The following is a 13,815-nucleotide window of genomic DNA, read 5'->3' as shown; positions in this document are numbered from 1 at the left end:
GCGGAACCGCTCCATGGCTGCTTCGATGCCCCTGCGCCCGCTCTCGGGCGCCCAGCTCGCGCTCGGCACCCTGGCGGTGTCGCTCGCGATGTTCATGAACGTGCTCGACTCGTCGATCGCGAACGTCGCGATTCCGACCATTTCAGGCGAACTCGGCGTGTCGGTCGACGAAGGCACCTGGGTAATCACCATCTTCGCCGCCGCGAACGCGGTGTCGATCCCGCTGACCGGCTGGCTCACGCAGCGCTTCGGGCAGGTGCGCCTGTTCGTCGGCTCGATCCTGCTGTTCGTGATCGCCTCCTGGCTGTGCGGGATGGCGCCGAACCTGCCGACGCTGCTCGGCGCACGGATCCTGCAGGGCGTGGTGGCCGGGCCGCTCGCGCCGCTCTCGCAGGCGCTGCTGCTCGGCGCCTGGCCGAAGCATAAATCGTCGACGGCGCTCGCGCTGTGGTCGATGACGGCGCTGGTCGGACCGATCGCCGGGCCGTCGCTGGGCGGCTGGATCACCTACGACTACAACTGGTCGTGGATCTTCTACATCAACGTGCCGGTGGGCATCTTCGCCGCGTTCGTCACCTGGACCATCTTCCGCTCGCGCGAGTCGGCCACGCGGCGCCTGCCGATCGACACGGTCGGGCTGCTGCTGCTGATCGTCTGGGTCGCGTCGCTGCAGGTGATGCTCGACAAGGGCAAGGATCTCGACTGGTTCAACTCGTCGTTCATCGTCGGGCTCGCGGTGGTCGCGGCGATCGGCTTCGCGTTCTTCGTGGTGTGGGAGCTGACCGAGAAGAACCCGGTGGTGGACATCCGGCTCTTCAAGGTGCGCAACTTCGCGGGCGGCACGATCGCGCTGTCGGTGGCCTATGGGATGTTCTTCGGCACGCTGGTGCTGCTGCCGCAGTGGATGCAGGAGTATCTCGGCTATCGCGCGATCGATTCCGGTCTGACCACCGCGCCGCTCGGCGTGTTCGCGGTGCTGCTCACGCCGCTGATGGGGCGCCTGCTGCCGCGCACCGATTCGCGCTATGTCGCCACGGTCGCGTTCGTCGGTTTCGCGATCGTATTCTTCATGCGCACGCGCTTCTACACCGACGTGTCGAACTGGGACCTGGTGCTGCCGACCCTGCTGCAGGGCATCCCGATGGCGATGTTCTTCGTGCCGCTGACCGCGATCATCCTGTCGGGGCTGCCGCCCGAGAAAATCCCGGCCGCCGCGGGGCTGTCGAATTTCGGACGGACCTTCTGCGGCGCGGTCGGCACCTCGGTGATCGGCAACGCCTGGAACAACCGCACGGTGCTGCATCACGAGCGGCTGACCGAGCAGGCCTATGCGACCAATCCCGATTTCAGCCGGTCGATCGACGCGACGCAGTCGATGCTGCACGTCGGCCGCGACACGGCGCACGCGCTGTTCAACCTGTCGGTGGACGGGCAGGCCGCCGTGATGGGCCTGAACGACGTGTTCTACATCTCGGCCCTGATCTTCATCGCGATCATCCCGCTGATCTGGATTACCAAGCCGCACCGCTCGGCCGCGCCGGTCGACGCGGGCGGGGCGCACTGACGGTCCGGCGCGCCGACGGCGGCATGCCCGCGCGGCGGGCGGCGCTCAGAAGCGCTTGAGCAACTGGTGGTAGCGCATTCCGAGTTCGAGCGCTGCCTGCCGCCAGGCGGGGCCGCCCGGAAAGCGCCGGTGCCGCAGTCGCGTGAACGGCTCGAGCATCGCGCGTTCACCCGCGATCGCGCGCGCCACCGCGCGCCCGGCGATGCCGGCCAGCGCCACGCCGTGGCCGCTGTAGCCCTGCAGGTAGAAGTAGTTCGGATCGAGCGCGCCGAAGTCGGGGGCGCGATTGCGCGTGATGTCGACGAATCCGCCCCAGGCGTAGTCGATGTGCGCGTCGGCAAGCTGCGGGAACACCTCGATCATGCGCCGGCGGATCGCCTCCGAGAGTTCGGCCGGCGCCGCGCCCGCCGAGCTCGCGCGGCCGCCGAACAGCATCCGGTGGTCGGCCGACAGTCGGAAATAGTCGAGGAACACGTTGTTGTCGCAAGCCGCCTCGCGCCGCGCGATCAGCGCGTCGGCGCGCGCTTGGCCGAGCGGCTCGGTGGCGATGAGGTAGGAAGGCACCGGGGCGATGCGCGCCTCGATCGGCGCGGGCAGGAAGCCGCCGGGGCCGGCGTTCGCGCACGACACCACGAAGCGGCAGCGCACCTGGCCCGCACGCGTGCGCACCAGCGGACGCGTGCCGCGCACGACCTCCGTCACCGCGGAATGCGCGAACAGCAGCGCGCCCTCGCGACGCGCCGCGGCGGCGAGCCCGAGGCAGTAGCGCAGCGGATGCAGATGGCCCGAGAGCGGATCGTGGACGCCCGCCAGATAGAGGCGCGAGGCCACGCGCGCGCGAATCGCATCGGTGTCGAGCCAGCTCAGCGAAGGATGGCCCCAGTGTCGCGTCGCGCTGTCCATCCAGGCACGCAGTTCGGGAACCCGGCGCGGCTTGGTGGCGAGCGTCAGGTAGCCGCGCGTGAAGTCGCAGTCGATGCCGTGGCGCGCGATGCGTTCGGCAACGAGCTCGACGCCGTCGAGCGACAGCTTCCAGGCGGCGCGCGCGCCGTCCTCGCCGAGCTGGCGTGCGATCTCGGCGTCCTTCGCGAAGCCGCCGATCACCTGGCCGCCGTTGCGGCCCGAGGCGCCCCAGCCGGGGCGCCAGGCCTCGAGCACGACCACCGAGAGCCCCGCCGCGCGGCAGTCGAGCGCGACCGAGAGCCCCGAGAAGCCGGCGCCGATCACGCAGACGTCGGCCTCGAGCGGGCCGTCGAGCACGGGATCGTCGGCTGTCGGGCGCGCGGCGGTGGCTTCGTAGTAGGAGTGACGCGCGAGCGCGTCCGCATGCTGGAGGAAAGTCGGTGTCATGAGCGGGGATGCTCTCATGGGAGCGCGGCGCCGCGCAATCGCGCCGCCCGGCCCCGGTGCTGCGCCGGATTCCACGCAAGTCGCACGGATCGCGAAGGGCCGGCGCCGCTCGGGCCTGGCGCCGCGTTGCGGCGGGCCGGCCCGTACCGTCAGAAGCGGTAGCCGAGACCGGCCTGGATCACGTCGGTGTCGCGATCGTAGCGGGTGACCACGCGCTTCCAGGTGAGGCGTGTGAGCCAGCTGCGGCCGAGCCGGTAGCTGGCCGAGATCGAGACGATGCAGGACAGCCGTCCGTCGCCGGTGTTGCTGCCGCGCATGTGGCGCTGGTCGACTGCCACGTATAGGCCGGCGCCGGCCGCCAGCGCGATCCTGTCGTCGAGGAACGCGCGCGTGAGCCACAGCTCGGTGGCCACGCCGTTGCGGCGGGTCTGGCGCTTCGAGCCCTCGTACAGATAGGTGGCGGTCCAGTCCAGGTGCTTCGCGATGCCGCGCCGGTACTCGACGCTGGCGCCGAGCGAGCTTGGCGAGGAGCGGCTGTTCAGGATCGTCTCGCCGATCATCCCGGTCACTTCCTGGTTCGTCACGCGATCGAGGCGGCCGGTCGCATAGTCGCACGGGCCGGGCCTGTCCGGTGCGGCGAGCTGGTAGCCGATGCCGAACATCATTGAGGTGGTGTCGGGGCCGCTGAAGGTGTGGACGCGGTTCGCCTGCACTTGCAGCAGCCAGCGGCGCGAGCCGTAGTAGGCCGCGCGCACGCTCATCAGCACGCCCCAGCCGTGCGTGTTCGAGTAGCCGCGCCCCTGGCCGGCCGCCTCGGTGTCGAAATAGCGATAGGGGCCGACGCCGGCCGACAGCACGAAGCGGCGCCGGCCGAGCGGCAGGCGTCCCCAGAGCTGCACCGACTGGCCGTCGCGGTGGTGGCTCGGCAGATGGCCTTCGTTGTACCAGGTGAAGCCGGCGGCGGCGTACTTGCCGAGCCCTTCCCGATAGTCGAAGGCCCAGCCGGCCGAGTGCGTGCCGGCGCCGGACAGCGGGCCGGCGAACAGCGTGAACGCCTGCGCGTCGGCGGCCGGCACGGTCCACGGCGAGGCCGCGCCAAGCAGGGCGGCGAGCACCGCCGCGCGCGGCAGGCGCGATACCAGGAAACGCGGGCGTGGCATGCGAACCGGCACTGGCGTGATCCCTTGGCTGTCGGTCGGCGGCCATTGTCGCGCGAATGTAAGGAATCTGGCGCAGGCCGGTTCGGTTCCGTAACGGCGGTGCGTGACGGTGATAACGCGCGCAGCGCCGTGCCGGCGCGGCGCTGCCTACCCGTGCGGTACGCCGAGCTCGCGGCGTCGCGCGGCAGCGTGTCTCGGCTCCGCGCGGCGTCCCGATGGAACGAGGACGGTGCGAATCGCGGTGCGGGACCATGCCGTCCGTCCCCCCGCCGGGAGCGGCGCACGAAGGCGGCGGCCGTCACCGCCGCCGCATTTTCGGCGAGCGGCGCGCCTCGGCGCGCGCGATCCGCCCCGATCGTCTACCATCGCATCAGCCGGCGAGCGCGGTGCGCCGCCGGCGGGTGATCCAACCGTACAAGGAGATGCCGATGGGAATCCTGCGTATCGTGAAGACGGGTCTGCTGGCCGGCGTGCTGGTCAGCGCGGCGGCGCATGCCGAGACGGCGAGGCTGGTGGCGAACCTGCAGCCGTCGAGCGAGGTGCCGCCAACGGCGACCCGCGGCTCCGGCATGTTGACCGCGACGTTCGACACGGCCACCCACACGCTGGCCTGGACCGTCACCTACGGCGGCCTGAGCGGCCCGGCAACCGCCGCGCACTTCCACGGCCCGGCGCCGGTGGGGCAGAACGCGGCGGTCCAGGTGCCGATCGCGAAGGATGCGCTCGCGAGCCCGATCAAGGGATCGGCGACACTCGACGATCAGCAGGTGACCGAGCTGATGGCGGGCAAGTGGTACTTCAACATCCACACCAGGGCGCATCCGTCCGGCGAGATCCGCGGCCAGGTCGAACCGGCCAACTGAGGCGCCGCGGCCGCCTTCCAGGCCGGGCGGGCGTCTCACGCGTCCGGCACATGAACCATTCGTCCCGCGCTCCGCAGGAGGATCGATGAGTTGGCAATCCACCTTCGCCTGCTGGCTGTTGCGCCGGCAGATCCGTCCGAAGACGCTCTCGCCCGTGATCGACGTGACGCAGGCGCGCGTGCTGGCGGCGCGCCGGCGGGTGCTGCCCACGCGCCCGCCCGCCGGCTGGCGGCTGCGCGAGTCCGGCGGCGCGCGGGCCGACGGCTCGCCGCGGGGCGAATGGCTCGAGCCGGCCGACGGCCGTGCGACGCCGACGCTGCTGTATTTCCACGGCGGCGGCTACTATTTCTGCTCGCCGGCCACGCATCGCCCGCTGGTGTTCGCGCTGAGCCGCAAGCTCGGCGCGCGCTCGTTCTCGGTCGATTACCGGCTCGCGCCCGAGCATCCGTTCCCGGCCGCGCACGACGACGCACTCGCCGCCTATGCCGCGCTGCTCGAGGCGGGCGTCGAACCGGCCTCGATCCTGATCGGCGGCGACTCGGCGGGCGGCGGCCTCGCGCTCGCGCTGCTGGTCGCACTGCGTGATCGCGGCGCGCCCCTGCCGGCCGGCGCGCTGCTGTTTTCGCCATGGACGGATCTGGCCGCGACGGGCGACACGCTGCGCAGCAACGACGGCCTTGATCCGATGTTCTCCGGGGCGGCGCTGGGCCGTGCCGCGCGCCTGTATATCGGCGGCGCCAGTCCCACCGATCCCTACCTGTCCCCGCTCTATGCCGATCCGGCCGGGCTGCCGCCGCTGCTGATCCAGGTCGGCAGCACCGAAGTGCTGCTCGACGATTCGCGCCGCTTCGCCGAGCGCGCACAGGCGGCCGGCGTCGCTACCGAACTGCAGATCTGGCCCGGCATGCCGCACGTCTGGCAGATGGCCGTGCCGTTCATGCCCGAGGCGAGCCGCGCGCTCGATCAGGCCGCCGCGTTCGGACGTCGTCTGGTCGAGCGCGCGGCGCAGCCGGCGCCGGTGGCGGCCTAGATCGAGAGCGTGCGGTAGGCGGCCTCGACTGCCGCCTGGCCATAGCGGCGTTCGAGCCGCCGGATCGCGAAGTGGGCGTGCGCGGCCTGCTGGAAGTGGTCGATGAACAGCGTGTTGACGGTCGCACCGAGCACCGCGCCGAGCGCCGGGATCGACTTCGCGGCGATCTGCTCGGTGACCTGCGCCGAGAAGCGCGACGCGATCGCCTGCACGAAGCGCAGCAGCGCGGCCGAGCCGTGCGTGGCGAAGCCCTTCGACGCCATCTCGGACGAGGCCTTCGACACCGCCTGCGCGAGCGCGCCGCGCAGCACGAAATAGCCGAAGTCGGCATCGCGCTCGGCCTGCCCTGGATCCTGGCCGCCGCCGGTCGTGCCCGGGCTGGCGAAGCCGCCGCCCATGCCGAGCACGGCGAGGCACTGCAACTGCGTGTCGACCGTGGTCAGGTCCTCTCCCTCGCTGCGCGCGATATCGCAGATCGAGCGAAACATCAGCGTGGTCGTGACCGGCAGCTCGACCGGCAGCGCGAACAGGCCGAACGCGCCGCCCGCCGCGCCGGTTGTGGCCACCGCGAGCTTGTGCAGGAAGTTGCTCGGCTTGTCGGGCGCATGCTCCGCGTCCATCGCGGCGCCCGGCTTGCCGAGCGTGCGCAGCGCCAGCTGCAGGCATTTGCGCAGCGCGGTTTCGGTGGCGTCGTTGATCTTGTCGGTGGCGAAGCCGGGCAGTTTCGTGATCATCTTCTCGACCGGCGCGCCCACCACGCTGGTCAGCTTCATCGTCAGCGACGGGCTCTCGAGCGTGGTCCGGGCGCGCCGCAGCGTGTCGAGATCGGCGGGCGCCAGGGCCGCGGCGGGCGACGGCTCGGACAAGGGGATGCCGGTGGCGTCGAAATTCGGTTCCATATCCCTCCCGTGAGATGAGTGAAGCCAGCGCTTCACCAAGCTTGCGGCATTCTGCGCATGCTATCATTTCGAATCGTTGACATGTCAAACATTGTGCAAGCAAAAGATGGTCGTCCATACCGCGGCCCACCATTCGAGTGGGCAAGTCCTGCCGTTTCGGGAATCGCTGCTCGCGATGCTCGGCATCTCGTTCGTCACCATGCTGGTGGCCTTCGACCAGACCGTGGTCGGCACCGCGCTGCCGACCATCGTGGCCGAGTTGCACGGCTTCGATCTCTACGCCTGGGTCGCCACCTCGTACCTGCTGTCGTCGGTGGTCACGGTGCCGATCTTCGGCCGGCTCGGCGACCATTACGGCCGCAAGCCGTTCGTGATCGTCTCGATCGTGATGTTTACGGCGGCCTCGGTGCTGTGCGGGATGGCCGGCAGCATGCGCTTTCTGGTGGTTGCGCGCGTGCTGCAGGGCGTCGGCGGCGGGATGCTGGTGGGCACCGCGTTCGCCTGCGTGCCCGACCTGTTTCCCGAGTCGGTGGTGCGGCTGCGCTGGCAGGTGCTGATCAGCACCGCGTTCGGCATCGCGAACGCGATCGGGCCGTCGCTCGGCGGATTCCTGACGCAGTTCTGGGGCTGGCGCTCGGTGTTCTACGTGAACCTGCCGTTCGGGCTGCTGTCGCTGTACTTCGTGATCCGCTATCTGCCGCATCTGCGCCATGTCCAGCAGGCCGGCAGGATGCGGCTCGACTGGCCCGGCGCGCTGCTGATCGCGCTCGCGCTCGGCGCGTTCCAGCTGTTCGTCGAATGGCTGCCGCGCGGCTTCCTCGGCTGGCCGGCCGCACTGTTGGCGGTGGCGGCGTTGGCCTGCCTGCTGCTCTGGCGCTGGGAGCGTCGCATCGAGCACGCGCTGCTGCCGGCCGACCTGTTCCGCAACCGCTCGCTGGCGATGCTGTTCTGGCTCGCGATCCTGGCCGGCTTCTCGATGTTCTCGCTGCTGTTTTTCGCGCCGCTGCTGTTCCAGGGCGGCTTCGGGATGTCGCCGAAGGCGGCCGGCGTGGTGATCACGCCGCTGGTGGTGTTCATCACGATCGGCAGCATCGTGAACGGCCGGATCATCACGCGCATTCCGAGCCCGAACGCGATGCTGCCCGCCGGCTTCGCGCTGCTCGCGCTGGCCTGCACCGGCATCGCGCTGTCCTCGCGTGTCACGCCGCAGTGGCTGCTGCTCGTGATCATGGTGGCGGGCGGCATCGGGCTCGGCTTCGTGCTGCCGAACCTGACCGTGTTCGCGCAGCAGACGGCCGGGCGCGGGCATCTGGGCATCGCCACCGCGCTGTTGCAATCGCTGCGCATGGTTGGCGGTATGATCGGCACCGCGCTGACCGGCACGCTCGTCGGCCAGGTCTATGCGGGCGGGGTGCGTGATGCGCTCGGCGCCGAGCATGCGCAGCGCTGGTTCGCGCGGCTGGCCGACCCGCAGATCCTGATCGATCGCGCCGCGCAGACGCGCGTCGTCGCCGAGCTGGTGGGGCAGGGCCATCCCGGCGCGCAACTGCTCGAGGCCGCGCGCGCGTCGCTGGTCGCGGCGATCCACCTCGGCATCGGGATCGGCGCGGCCGTGGCGGTGCTGGCGATCTGGCAGAGTTGCCGCGTGCCGCCGATCCGGCTGCGCGGCAAGCTCGAGCCGACCGTCGTCGCCGAGTGAGCGGCGCGGCCGGCGCCCGCGCGCCAAGCGCCGCCCGCGCCGGTCCGCCCGCGAGGCCGGTCCGCGTCATTCACCCGTCATCGTTCTGAATCATGGAAGCCCAAGACCACGTCGCGATTCTTCAGCAATTCGGCCGGACCTATCGCGCGTTCCTTGCCGCGTTCGAGGCCCATGTCGGCCAGCCGATGCCGCGCTGGCGGATCCTGCTCGCGCTGCATGACGAGCGCGGCACCGCCTCGCAAAAGCGGCTCGTCGAGCTGTTGCGCACCGATCCCGGCGCGCTCACGCGGCAACTGAAATCGCTCGAGGCGCTGGGCTGGATCGCGCGCGCCTCCGATCCGCGCGACAACCGCGTGACCAACGTGACGCTGACCGCCGCCGGTCGCGAGGCGTTCGACGAGTGCATGCCGCGCCGCGCCGCGTTTCTCGACGAGACGATGTCGGCGCTGCCCGACGATGCGCTGAGCGCGCTGTCGGCGGCGCTCACGCTGCTCGAGGCGCGCATCGCCGAGGTCGGCAGCGCCGCCGCGGCGGAAACCGGCGAGGCCGCGCGCCGGCGCTCGGCGCTCTGAGCCGCGGGCCACGCGGTGTCCCGGTTTCGTCCACCGCGCCGCGCGGCCGCCTACAGTTCGATGCGGGTGCCGAGCAGCGCCAGGAACTGCGCGATCCAGGCCGGATGAGCGGGCCAGGCAGGCGCCGTGACGAACGGCGCGTCGGTGACGGCCGCGTCCACCGGGATTTCCGCGTATTCGCCGCCGGCCAGCCGCACTTCGGGCGCGCAGGCCGGGTAGGCCGAGATCCGCTTGCCGCGGATCACCTCGGCCGCCGCGAGCAGCTGCGCGCCGTGGCAGACCGCGGCCACCGGCTTGTTCGCGTCGACGAATGCGCGCACCAGCGCGATCACCTGCGGATTCAGGCGCAGGTATTCCGGCGCGCGGCCGCCGGCGATCATCAGCGCGTCGTAGCGCGAGGCCTCGACCTCGTCGAAGTGCGCGTTCAGCGTGAACAGATGGCCGGGCTTCTCGGTATAGGTCTGGTCGCCCTCGAAGTCGTGGATCGCCGTCTTCACCTTGTCGCCGGCGCGCTTGCCCGGGCAGACCGCGTGCACGGTATGACCGATCGCCTGCAGCGCCTGGAACGGCACCATCGTTTCGTAATCTTCGGCGAAATCGCCGGTGAGGAAGAGGATCTGCTTGGCTGCCATCGTGTGCTCCGCAGGTTGAGGACGGGAGCGGGCAGTGTACGCCTCGCAGCGGTTCGCCACCATGACGGTCGGGCGTGGCCGGCAACGGCCCGCCGCGCGAGGCGCCGGGCCGGCCCGGCGGCCAACTTGGCGGGCGGCCGGCGCCGCCCGCCCGCAAGGTGTCAGAAGAACGTCTCGATCACTTCGGTGACGCGGTAGTCGGCATCGACGACGAGGATCTGCCGCCACTTGTCGAACGTCAGGCACGGATGCGAGATGTCGAACGCGATCATGTCGCCGACCTTCACGTCGGCCCCGACGGCGATCTTCAGGTAGGCGTGCTGGTCCATCATGCCCGTCACTTCCCAGCCGTCGGCCGGCGTGACATCGCGCGGCGTGGTGCCGCTGCCGGGGCGGAAGTGGCGTGCCGGCTCCGGATAGCCGGCGTCGAACGCGGCGTCGCGCTTGCCGAGCGTGATGATCGCGCGGTCCGGCTCGGGAATCGACTGCACGTAGGCCCACAGCTGCAACGCGGGCTTGAGCGCCTCGCCCATGCGCCGGGCCACCGGATTGCGCGCGAGGATCTCGTCCTGCGCGCGGCGATAGACGCCGACATCGTGCGTCAGGTAGCAGCCCGGGCGCAGCACCACCTCGACGGTGCCGTCGGCGGCGGCCTGCGCGAACTCGTCGGCGACCACGTCGTACCAGGCCGAGCCGGCGCCCGAGAGCACCGCCGGCGTGCGCGCGAAACGGCCTTCGGCCGCGAATTCGCGCGCAAGCGCCACCGCTTCCTTCAGGAGCGCGCGCACGCCGGCTTCTTCCTTCAGCACCCCTTCGTAGACCTCGATGCCGGCAAGCCGGATCGTGCCGGCGTGGCGCGCGATCGCCTCCAGCACGGCGGCGCGCTGCCGTGCGTCGCGCACGCCGGTGCGCCCGCCCGGCACGCCGAGTTCGAGCAGCACCTGCAGCGGGCGGTGGACGGCCGCGAAATAGCGGCCGAGCTGATCGACGTTGTCGGCCGAATCGACAAGGCAGAAGAACTCGAACTCCGGGTCCGACAGCAGCTCGGCCACGATCGCCATGTTGTGCTTGCCGACCAGCTGGTTGGCCAGCAGCACGCGGCGCACGCCGCCCTGATAGGCGGCGCGCGTCTGATGGGCGGTGGCGAGCGTGATGCCCCAGGCGCCCGTCTCGATCTGGCGGCGGAACAACTGCGGCGCCATGGTGGTCTTGCCGTGCGGCGCCAGCTTCACGCCGTATTCGGCGACGAACGCCTGCATCCACTTCAGGTTGTGCTCGACACGGTCCGCGTACAGCACCGCGGCGGGCAGGCTGACATCCTCGTCCAGCAGGTTCCATTCCAACCGCGCGGCGTCCGACAGCGGCACGCTCGCGCTCGGCACGCGGCCGAGTCCCTTGCCGAGGGGCTGGATCGCCGCTTCCTGATAGTTTGTAACTTTCATCTTCGAATACTCCATCGCTTGTCTTATTTGAATCGAAGTTGACGCAAGGATAGTACAGAAAGTAGCATCCGCCCGGTTATGTTATTTCCTAACAGGCGCCCCGTTCCGCCCGATCCGCCGTGACCCGATCCGCCCCGACCCATGCCGACGCGCCCGATGCCGGCGCCCCGCCCGACGCACCCGCTGCGCTCGACGGGGCGGCGCCCCTGCCCGTGCCGGCCACCGGCCAGCTCGCGTTCGACATCGTCGCGCGGATCGCCGAATGCGCGCCGGCGCTGCGCGACGCGGAGCGCAAGGTGGCTGCGCGGATCCTCGACGATCTGGCCGGTGCCGCGCACGCGAGCATCGGCGAGATCGCCGCGCAGGCCGACGTCAGCATCGCCACCGTCACGCGTTTCGCGAAGGCGGTGGGCTGCCGTGACGTGCGCGAGCTCAAGCTGCGGCTCGCGCAGGCGGCCGCGGTCGGCCGGCGCTTTCTGGCGCCCGCGGGCGGGCGGCCCGACGAGTCGGCAAGCGCCACGCGCGTCTACGACGAGGTGCGCGTCACGCTCGAGCACCATCATGCGCTGTTGCGGCAGACCGCGTTCGACGCGGCCGCGGCCGCGCTGGCCGGCGCGCGGATGATCTACGTGTACGGCCAGGGCGGCGGGTCGACCGCGCTGGCCGACGAGCTGCGCTTCAGGCTGGTGCGCTTCGGGCGTCCGGTCGCGAGCTATCAGGACGCGCTGCTGCAGCGGATGGTGGCCAGTACGATGACGGATGAATGTGTCATCGTCGCGTTGTCGGTGACCGGGCGCGTTCCCGAGCTGCTCGACAGCTGCGCGCTCGCCAAGCGCTACGGCGCGCGCGTGATCGCGCTGACGGCGCCGGCCTCGCCGCTCGCGAAGCTGGCCGACGACCTGATCCCGGTGGTCGCCTTCGAGACCGATTTCATCTTCAAGCCGTCCACCTCGCGCTACGCGATGATGATGGCGCTCGACGTGCTCGTCACCGAGGTCGCGCTGCGGCTCGGTGACGGATGCCGCGAGACGCTGCGCCGCATGAAGCACGCGCTCGACCTGCACCGCGGCGGCGGCGACCGACAACCCCTCGGAGACTGACATGCATTCCCATCCCGAAGCCGCCGATACGCTGATCGTCGACGCGCAGCTCTACGACGGCACCGGCGCGCCGCCCGTGCCGCGCGACGTCGCGATCCGCGACGGGCGCGTCGCCGCCGTCGGCAACCTGTCGAACTGGCTCGCCGAGGACGTGATCGAGGCGAACGGCCGCGCGCTCGCGCCCGGCTTCATCGACGTCCACACCCACGACGACACGCACGTGATCCGCGCGCCGCAGATGCTGCCTAAGATCTCGCAGGGCGTGACCACGGTGGTGGTCGGCAACTGCGGGATTAGCGCCGCGCCGGTCGCGCTGCGCGGCGATCCGCCCGACCCGATGAACCTGCTCGGCGAGCGCGACGCGTTCCGCTACCCGAGCTTCGCGTCGTATGTCGCGGCCGTCGACGCGGCCCGGCCGGCCGTCAACGTCGCGGCGCTGGTGGGCCACACCGCGCTGCGCAACAATCAGATGGACCGGCTCGAGCGCGCGGCCAGCGCCGACGAGATCGCCGCGATGCGCGCGCAGCTCGAGGAGGCGCTCGCGCACGGCGCGCTCGGCCTGAGCTCGGGGCTCGCCTACGGCTCGGCCTTCGCGGCGCCGGTGGAGGAGGTGATGGCGCTGGCCGAGCCGCTCGCGCGTGCCGGCGCGCTCTACACCACCCACATGCGCACCGAGTTCGACGCGATCCTCGACGCGATGGAGGAGGCCTGCCGCGTGGGGCGCCACGCGCGCGTGCCGGTGGTGATCTCGCACCTGAAATGCGCGGGGCCGGCGAACTGGGGGCGCAGCGCCGAGGTGCTGGCCTCGCTCGACCGAGCGCGCGCGCTGCAGCCGGTGGGCTGCGACTGCTATCCGTACAGCCGCAGCTCGTCGACGCTCGACCTGAAGCAGGTAACGGGCGACATCGTGATCACCCTCACCTGGTCCGAGCCGCATCCGGAAATGGCCGGCAAGACCCTCGCCGCGATCGCCGCCGCATGGGGCGTGAGCGAGCAGGACGCGGCGCGCCGGCTGCAGCCGGCCGGCGCCGTTTATCACAACATGTCCGAGGACGACGTGCGCCGGATCCTCTCGCATCCGGCCACCATGATCGGCTCGGACGGGCTGCCGAACGATCCGCTGCCGCATCCGCGGCTCTGGGGCGCGTTCCCGCGCGTGCTCGGCCATTACGCGCGCGACCAGCAGCTGCTGCCGCTCGCCGAGGCGGTGCGCAAGATGAGTTCGCTGACGGCGCGCCGCTTCGGGCTCGGACAGCGCGGCGAGGTGCACGTCGGCTACCACGCCGACCTGGTGCTGTTCGATCCCGACACGGTGATCGACGCCGCGTCGTTCGAGCGTCCGCAGCAGCCGGCGCGCGGCATCGAGGCGGTGTGGGTGAACGGCGTGCTGTCGTATCGCGACGGCGCGCCGACCGGCGCGCGCGCGGGCCGCTTCGTGCCGCGCGGCGCGCGCGCGGTGCCGGACGACGCGTTCTGAGGACGTGATGCCGGGTTCGCGCGCCGC

General features: G+C 71.1%; 12 protein-coding genes. 7 read left to right on the top strand and 5 right to left on the bottom strand.

Features of this window, described 5'->3' with window-relative positions:
- Positions 1-13: 13 nt before the first annotated feature.
- A complete protein-coding gene (locus KS03_RS15290) occupies positions 14-1,564 on the top strand; it encodes a DHA2 family efflux MFS transporter permease subunit (RefSeq protein WP_015877018.1) in 1,551 nt (516 codons plus the stop codon).
- A 45-nt stretch (positions 1,565-1,609) separates the two neighbouring features.
- On the opposite strand, the gene KS03_RS15285 is transcribed toward KS03_RS15290, so the two are convergent.
- Positions 1,610-2,914 (bottom strand): NAD(P)/FAD-dependent oxidoreductase, encoded by a 1,305-nt coding sequence (locus tag KS03_RS15285; RefSeq protein ID WP_015877017.1) that lies wholly within the window; start codon positions 2,912-2,914, stop codon positions 1,610-1,612.
- 149 nt (positions 2,915-3,063) lie between these two features.
- Positions 3,064-4,074, bottom strand: coding sequence for a hypothetical protein (locus tag KS03_RS15280; RefSeq protein ID WP_035978992.1), 1,011 nt, complete (start codon positions 4,072-4,074; stop codon positions 3,064-3,066).
- A gap of 428 nt (positions 4,075-4,502) precedes the next feature.
- Here KS03_RS15280 and KS03_RS15275 point away from each other — a divergent pair, with 428 nt between their 5' ends.
- Complete coding sequence (locus tag KS03_RS15275; protein ID WP_015877015.1) at positions 4,503-4,937, top strand: CHRD domain-containing protein; 435 nt, start codon at positions 4,503-4,505, stop codon at positions 4,935-4,937.
- An 85-nt stretch (positions 4,938-5,022) separates the two neighbouring features.
- Positions 5,023-5,967, top strand: coding sequence for an alpha/beta hydrolase (locus KS03_RS15270; protein ID WP_035978994.1), 945 nt, complete (start codon positions 5,023-5,025; stop codon positions 5,965-5,967).
- On the opposite strand, the gene KS03_RS15265 is transcribed toward KS03_RS15270, so the two are convergent.
- Entirely contained in the window at positions 5,964-6,866 is a 903-nt protein-coding gene (locus KS03_RS15265) for an EcsC family protein (protein ID WP_015877013.1), read from the bottom strand. The two genes, KS03_RS15270 and KS03_RS15265, sit on opposite strands and share 4 nt — an antisense overlap.
- Before the next feature lie 106 nt (positions 6,867-6,972).
- Between KS03_RS15265 and KS03_RS15260 the strand changes: the two genes are divergently transcribed.
- Positions 6,973-8,565: an MFS transporter gene (locus KS03_RS15260; RefSeq protein WP_015877012.1), complete on the top strand. Its 1,593-nt coding sequence runs from the start codon at positions 6,973-6,975 to the stop codon at positions 8,563-8,565.
- Between the two features lie 92 nt (positions 8,566-8,657).
- Entirely contained in the window at positions 8,658-9,137 is a 480-nt protein-coding gene (locus KS03_RS15255; protein ID WP_015877011.1) for a MarR family winged helix-turn-helix transcriptional regulator, read from the top strand.
- Between the two features lie 50 nt (positions 9,138-9,187).
- Here KS03_RS15255 and KS03_RS15250 read toward each other — a convergent pair whose 3' ends face one another.
- Together KS03_RS15250 and KS03_RS15245 are read right to left on the bottom strand one after the other, a co-directional pair.
- Positions 9,188-9,769, bottom strand: a complete 582-nt coding sequence (locus KS03_RS15250; protein WP_015877010.1) for a DJ-1/PfpI family protein — start codon at positions 9,767-9,769, stop codon at positions 9,188-9,190.
- Between the two features lie 161 nt (positions 9,770-9,930).
- Positions 9,931-11,211: an amino acid deaminase gene (locus KS03_RS15245; protein ID WP_015877009.1), complete on the bottom strand. Its 1,281-nt coding sequence runs from the start codon at positions 11,209-11,211 to the stop codon at positions 9,931-9,933.
- Positions 11,212-11,423: 212 nt separating this feature from the next.
- Between KS03_RS15245 and KS03_RS15240 the strand changes: the two genes are divergently transcribed.
- A complete protein-coding gene (locus KS03_RS15240; protein ID WP_015877008.1) occupies positions 11,424-12,311 on the top strand; it encodes a MurR/RpiR family transcriptional regulator in 888 nt (295 codons plus the stop codon).
- Position 12,312: 1 nt separating this feature from the next.
- The gene (locus KS03_RS15235; RefSeq protein ID WP_015877007.1) at positions 12,313-13,788 is read left to right on the top strand and encodes an N-acyl-D-amino-acid deacylase family protein; all 1,476 of its coding nucleotides are present in this window, start codon (positions 12,313-12,315) and stop codon (positions 13,786-13,788) included.
- The last annotated feature ends 27 nt before the right edge of the window (positions 13,789-13,815 follow it).

The organism is Burkholderia glumae LMG 2196 = ATCC 33617, assembly GCF_000960995.1.
GTDB lineage: Bacteria > Pseudomonadota > Gammaproteobacteria > Burkholderiales > Burkholderiaceae > Burkholderia > Burkholderia glumae.
The sequence above is the reverse complement of the archived record's forward strand: the minus strand, read 5'-3'. Positions and strand labels throughout refer to the sequence as shown.

Coding starts and splice junctions, on each gene's coding strand:
- KS03_RS15290 (WP_015877018.1), top strand. CDS start 14: ATGGCTGCTTCGATGCCCCTGCGCCCGCTCTCGGGCGCCCAGCTCGCG.
- KS03_RS15275 (WP_015877015.1), top strand. CDS start 4,503: ATGGGAATCCTGCGTATCGTGAAGACGGGTCTGCTGGCCGGCGTGCTG.
- KS03_RS15245 (WP_015877009.1), bottom strand. CDS start 11,211: ATGAAAGTTACAAACTATCAGGAAGCGGCGATCCAGCCCCTCGGCAAG.
- KS03_RS15260 (WP_015877012.1), top strand. CDS start 6,973: ATGGTCGTCCATACCGCGGCCCACCATTCGAGTGGGCAAGTCCTGCCG.
- KS03_RS15255 (WP_015877011.1), top strand. CDS start 8,658: ATGGAAGCCCAAGACCACGTCGCGATTCTTCAGCAATTCGGCCGGACC.
- KS03_RS15250 (WP_015877010.1), bottom strand. CDS start 9,769: ATGGCAGCCAAGCAGATCCTCTTCCTCACCGGCGATTTCGCCGAAGAT.
- KS03_RS15270 (WP_035978994.1), top strand. CDS start 5,023: ATGAGTTGGCAATCCACCTTCGCCTGCTGGCTGTTGCGCCGGCAGATC.
- KS03_RS15280 (WP_035978992.1), bottom strand. CDS start 4,074: ATGCCACGCCCGCGTTTCCTGGTATCGCGCCTGCCGCGCGCGGCGGTG.
- KS03_RS15285 (WP_015877017.1), bottom strand. CDS start 2,914: ATGACACCGACTTTCCTCCAGCATGCGGACGCGCTCGCGCGTCACTCC.
- KS03_RS15235 (WP_015877007.1), top strand. CDS start 12,313: ATGCATTCCCATCCCGAAGCCGCCGATACGCTGATCGTCGACGCGCAG.
- KS03_RS15265 (WP_015877013.1), bottom strand. CDS start 6,866: ATGGAACCGAATTTCGACGCCACCGGCATCCCCTTGTCCGAGCCGTCG.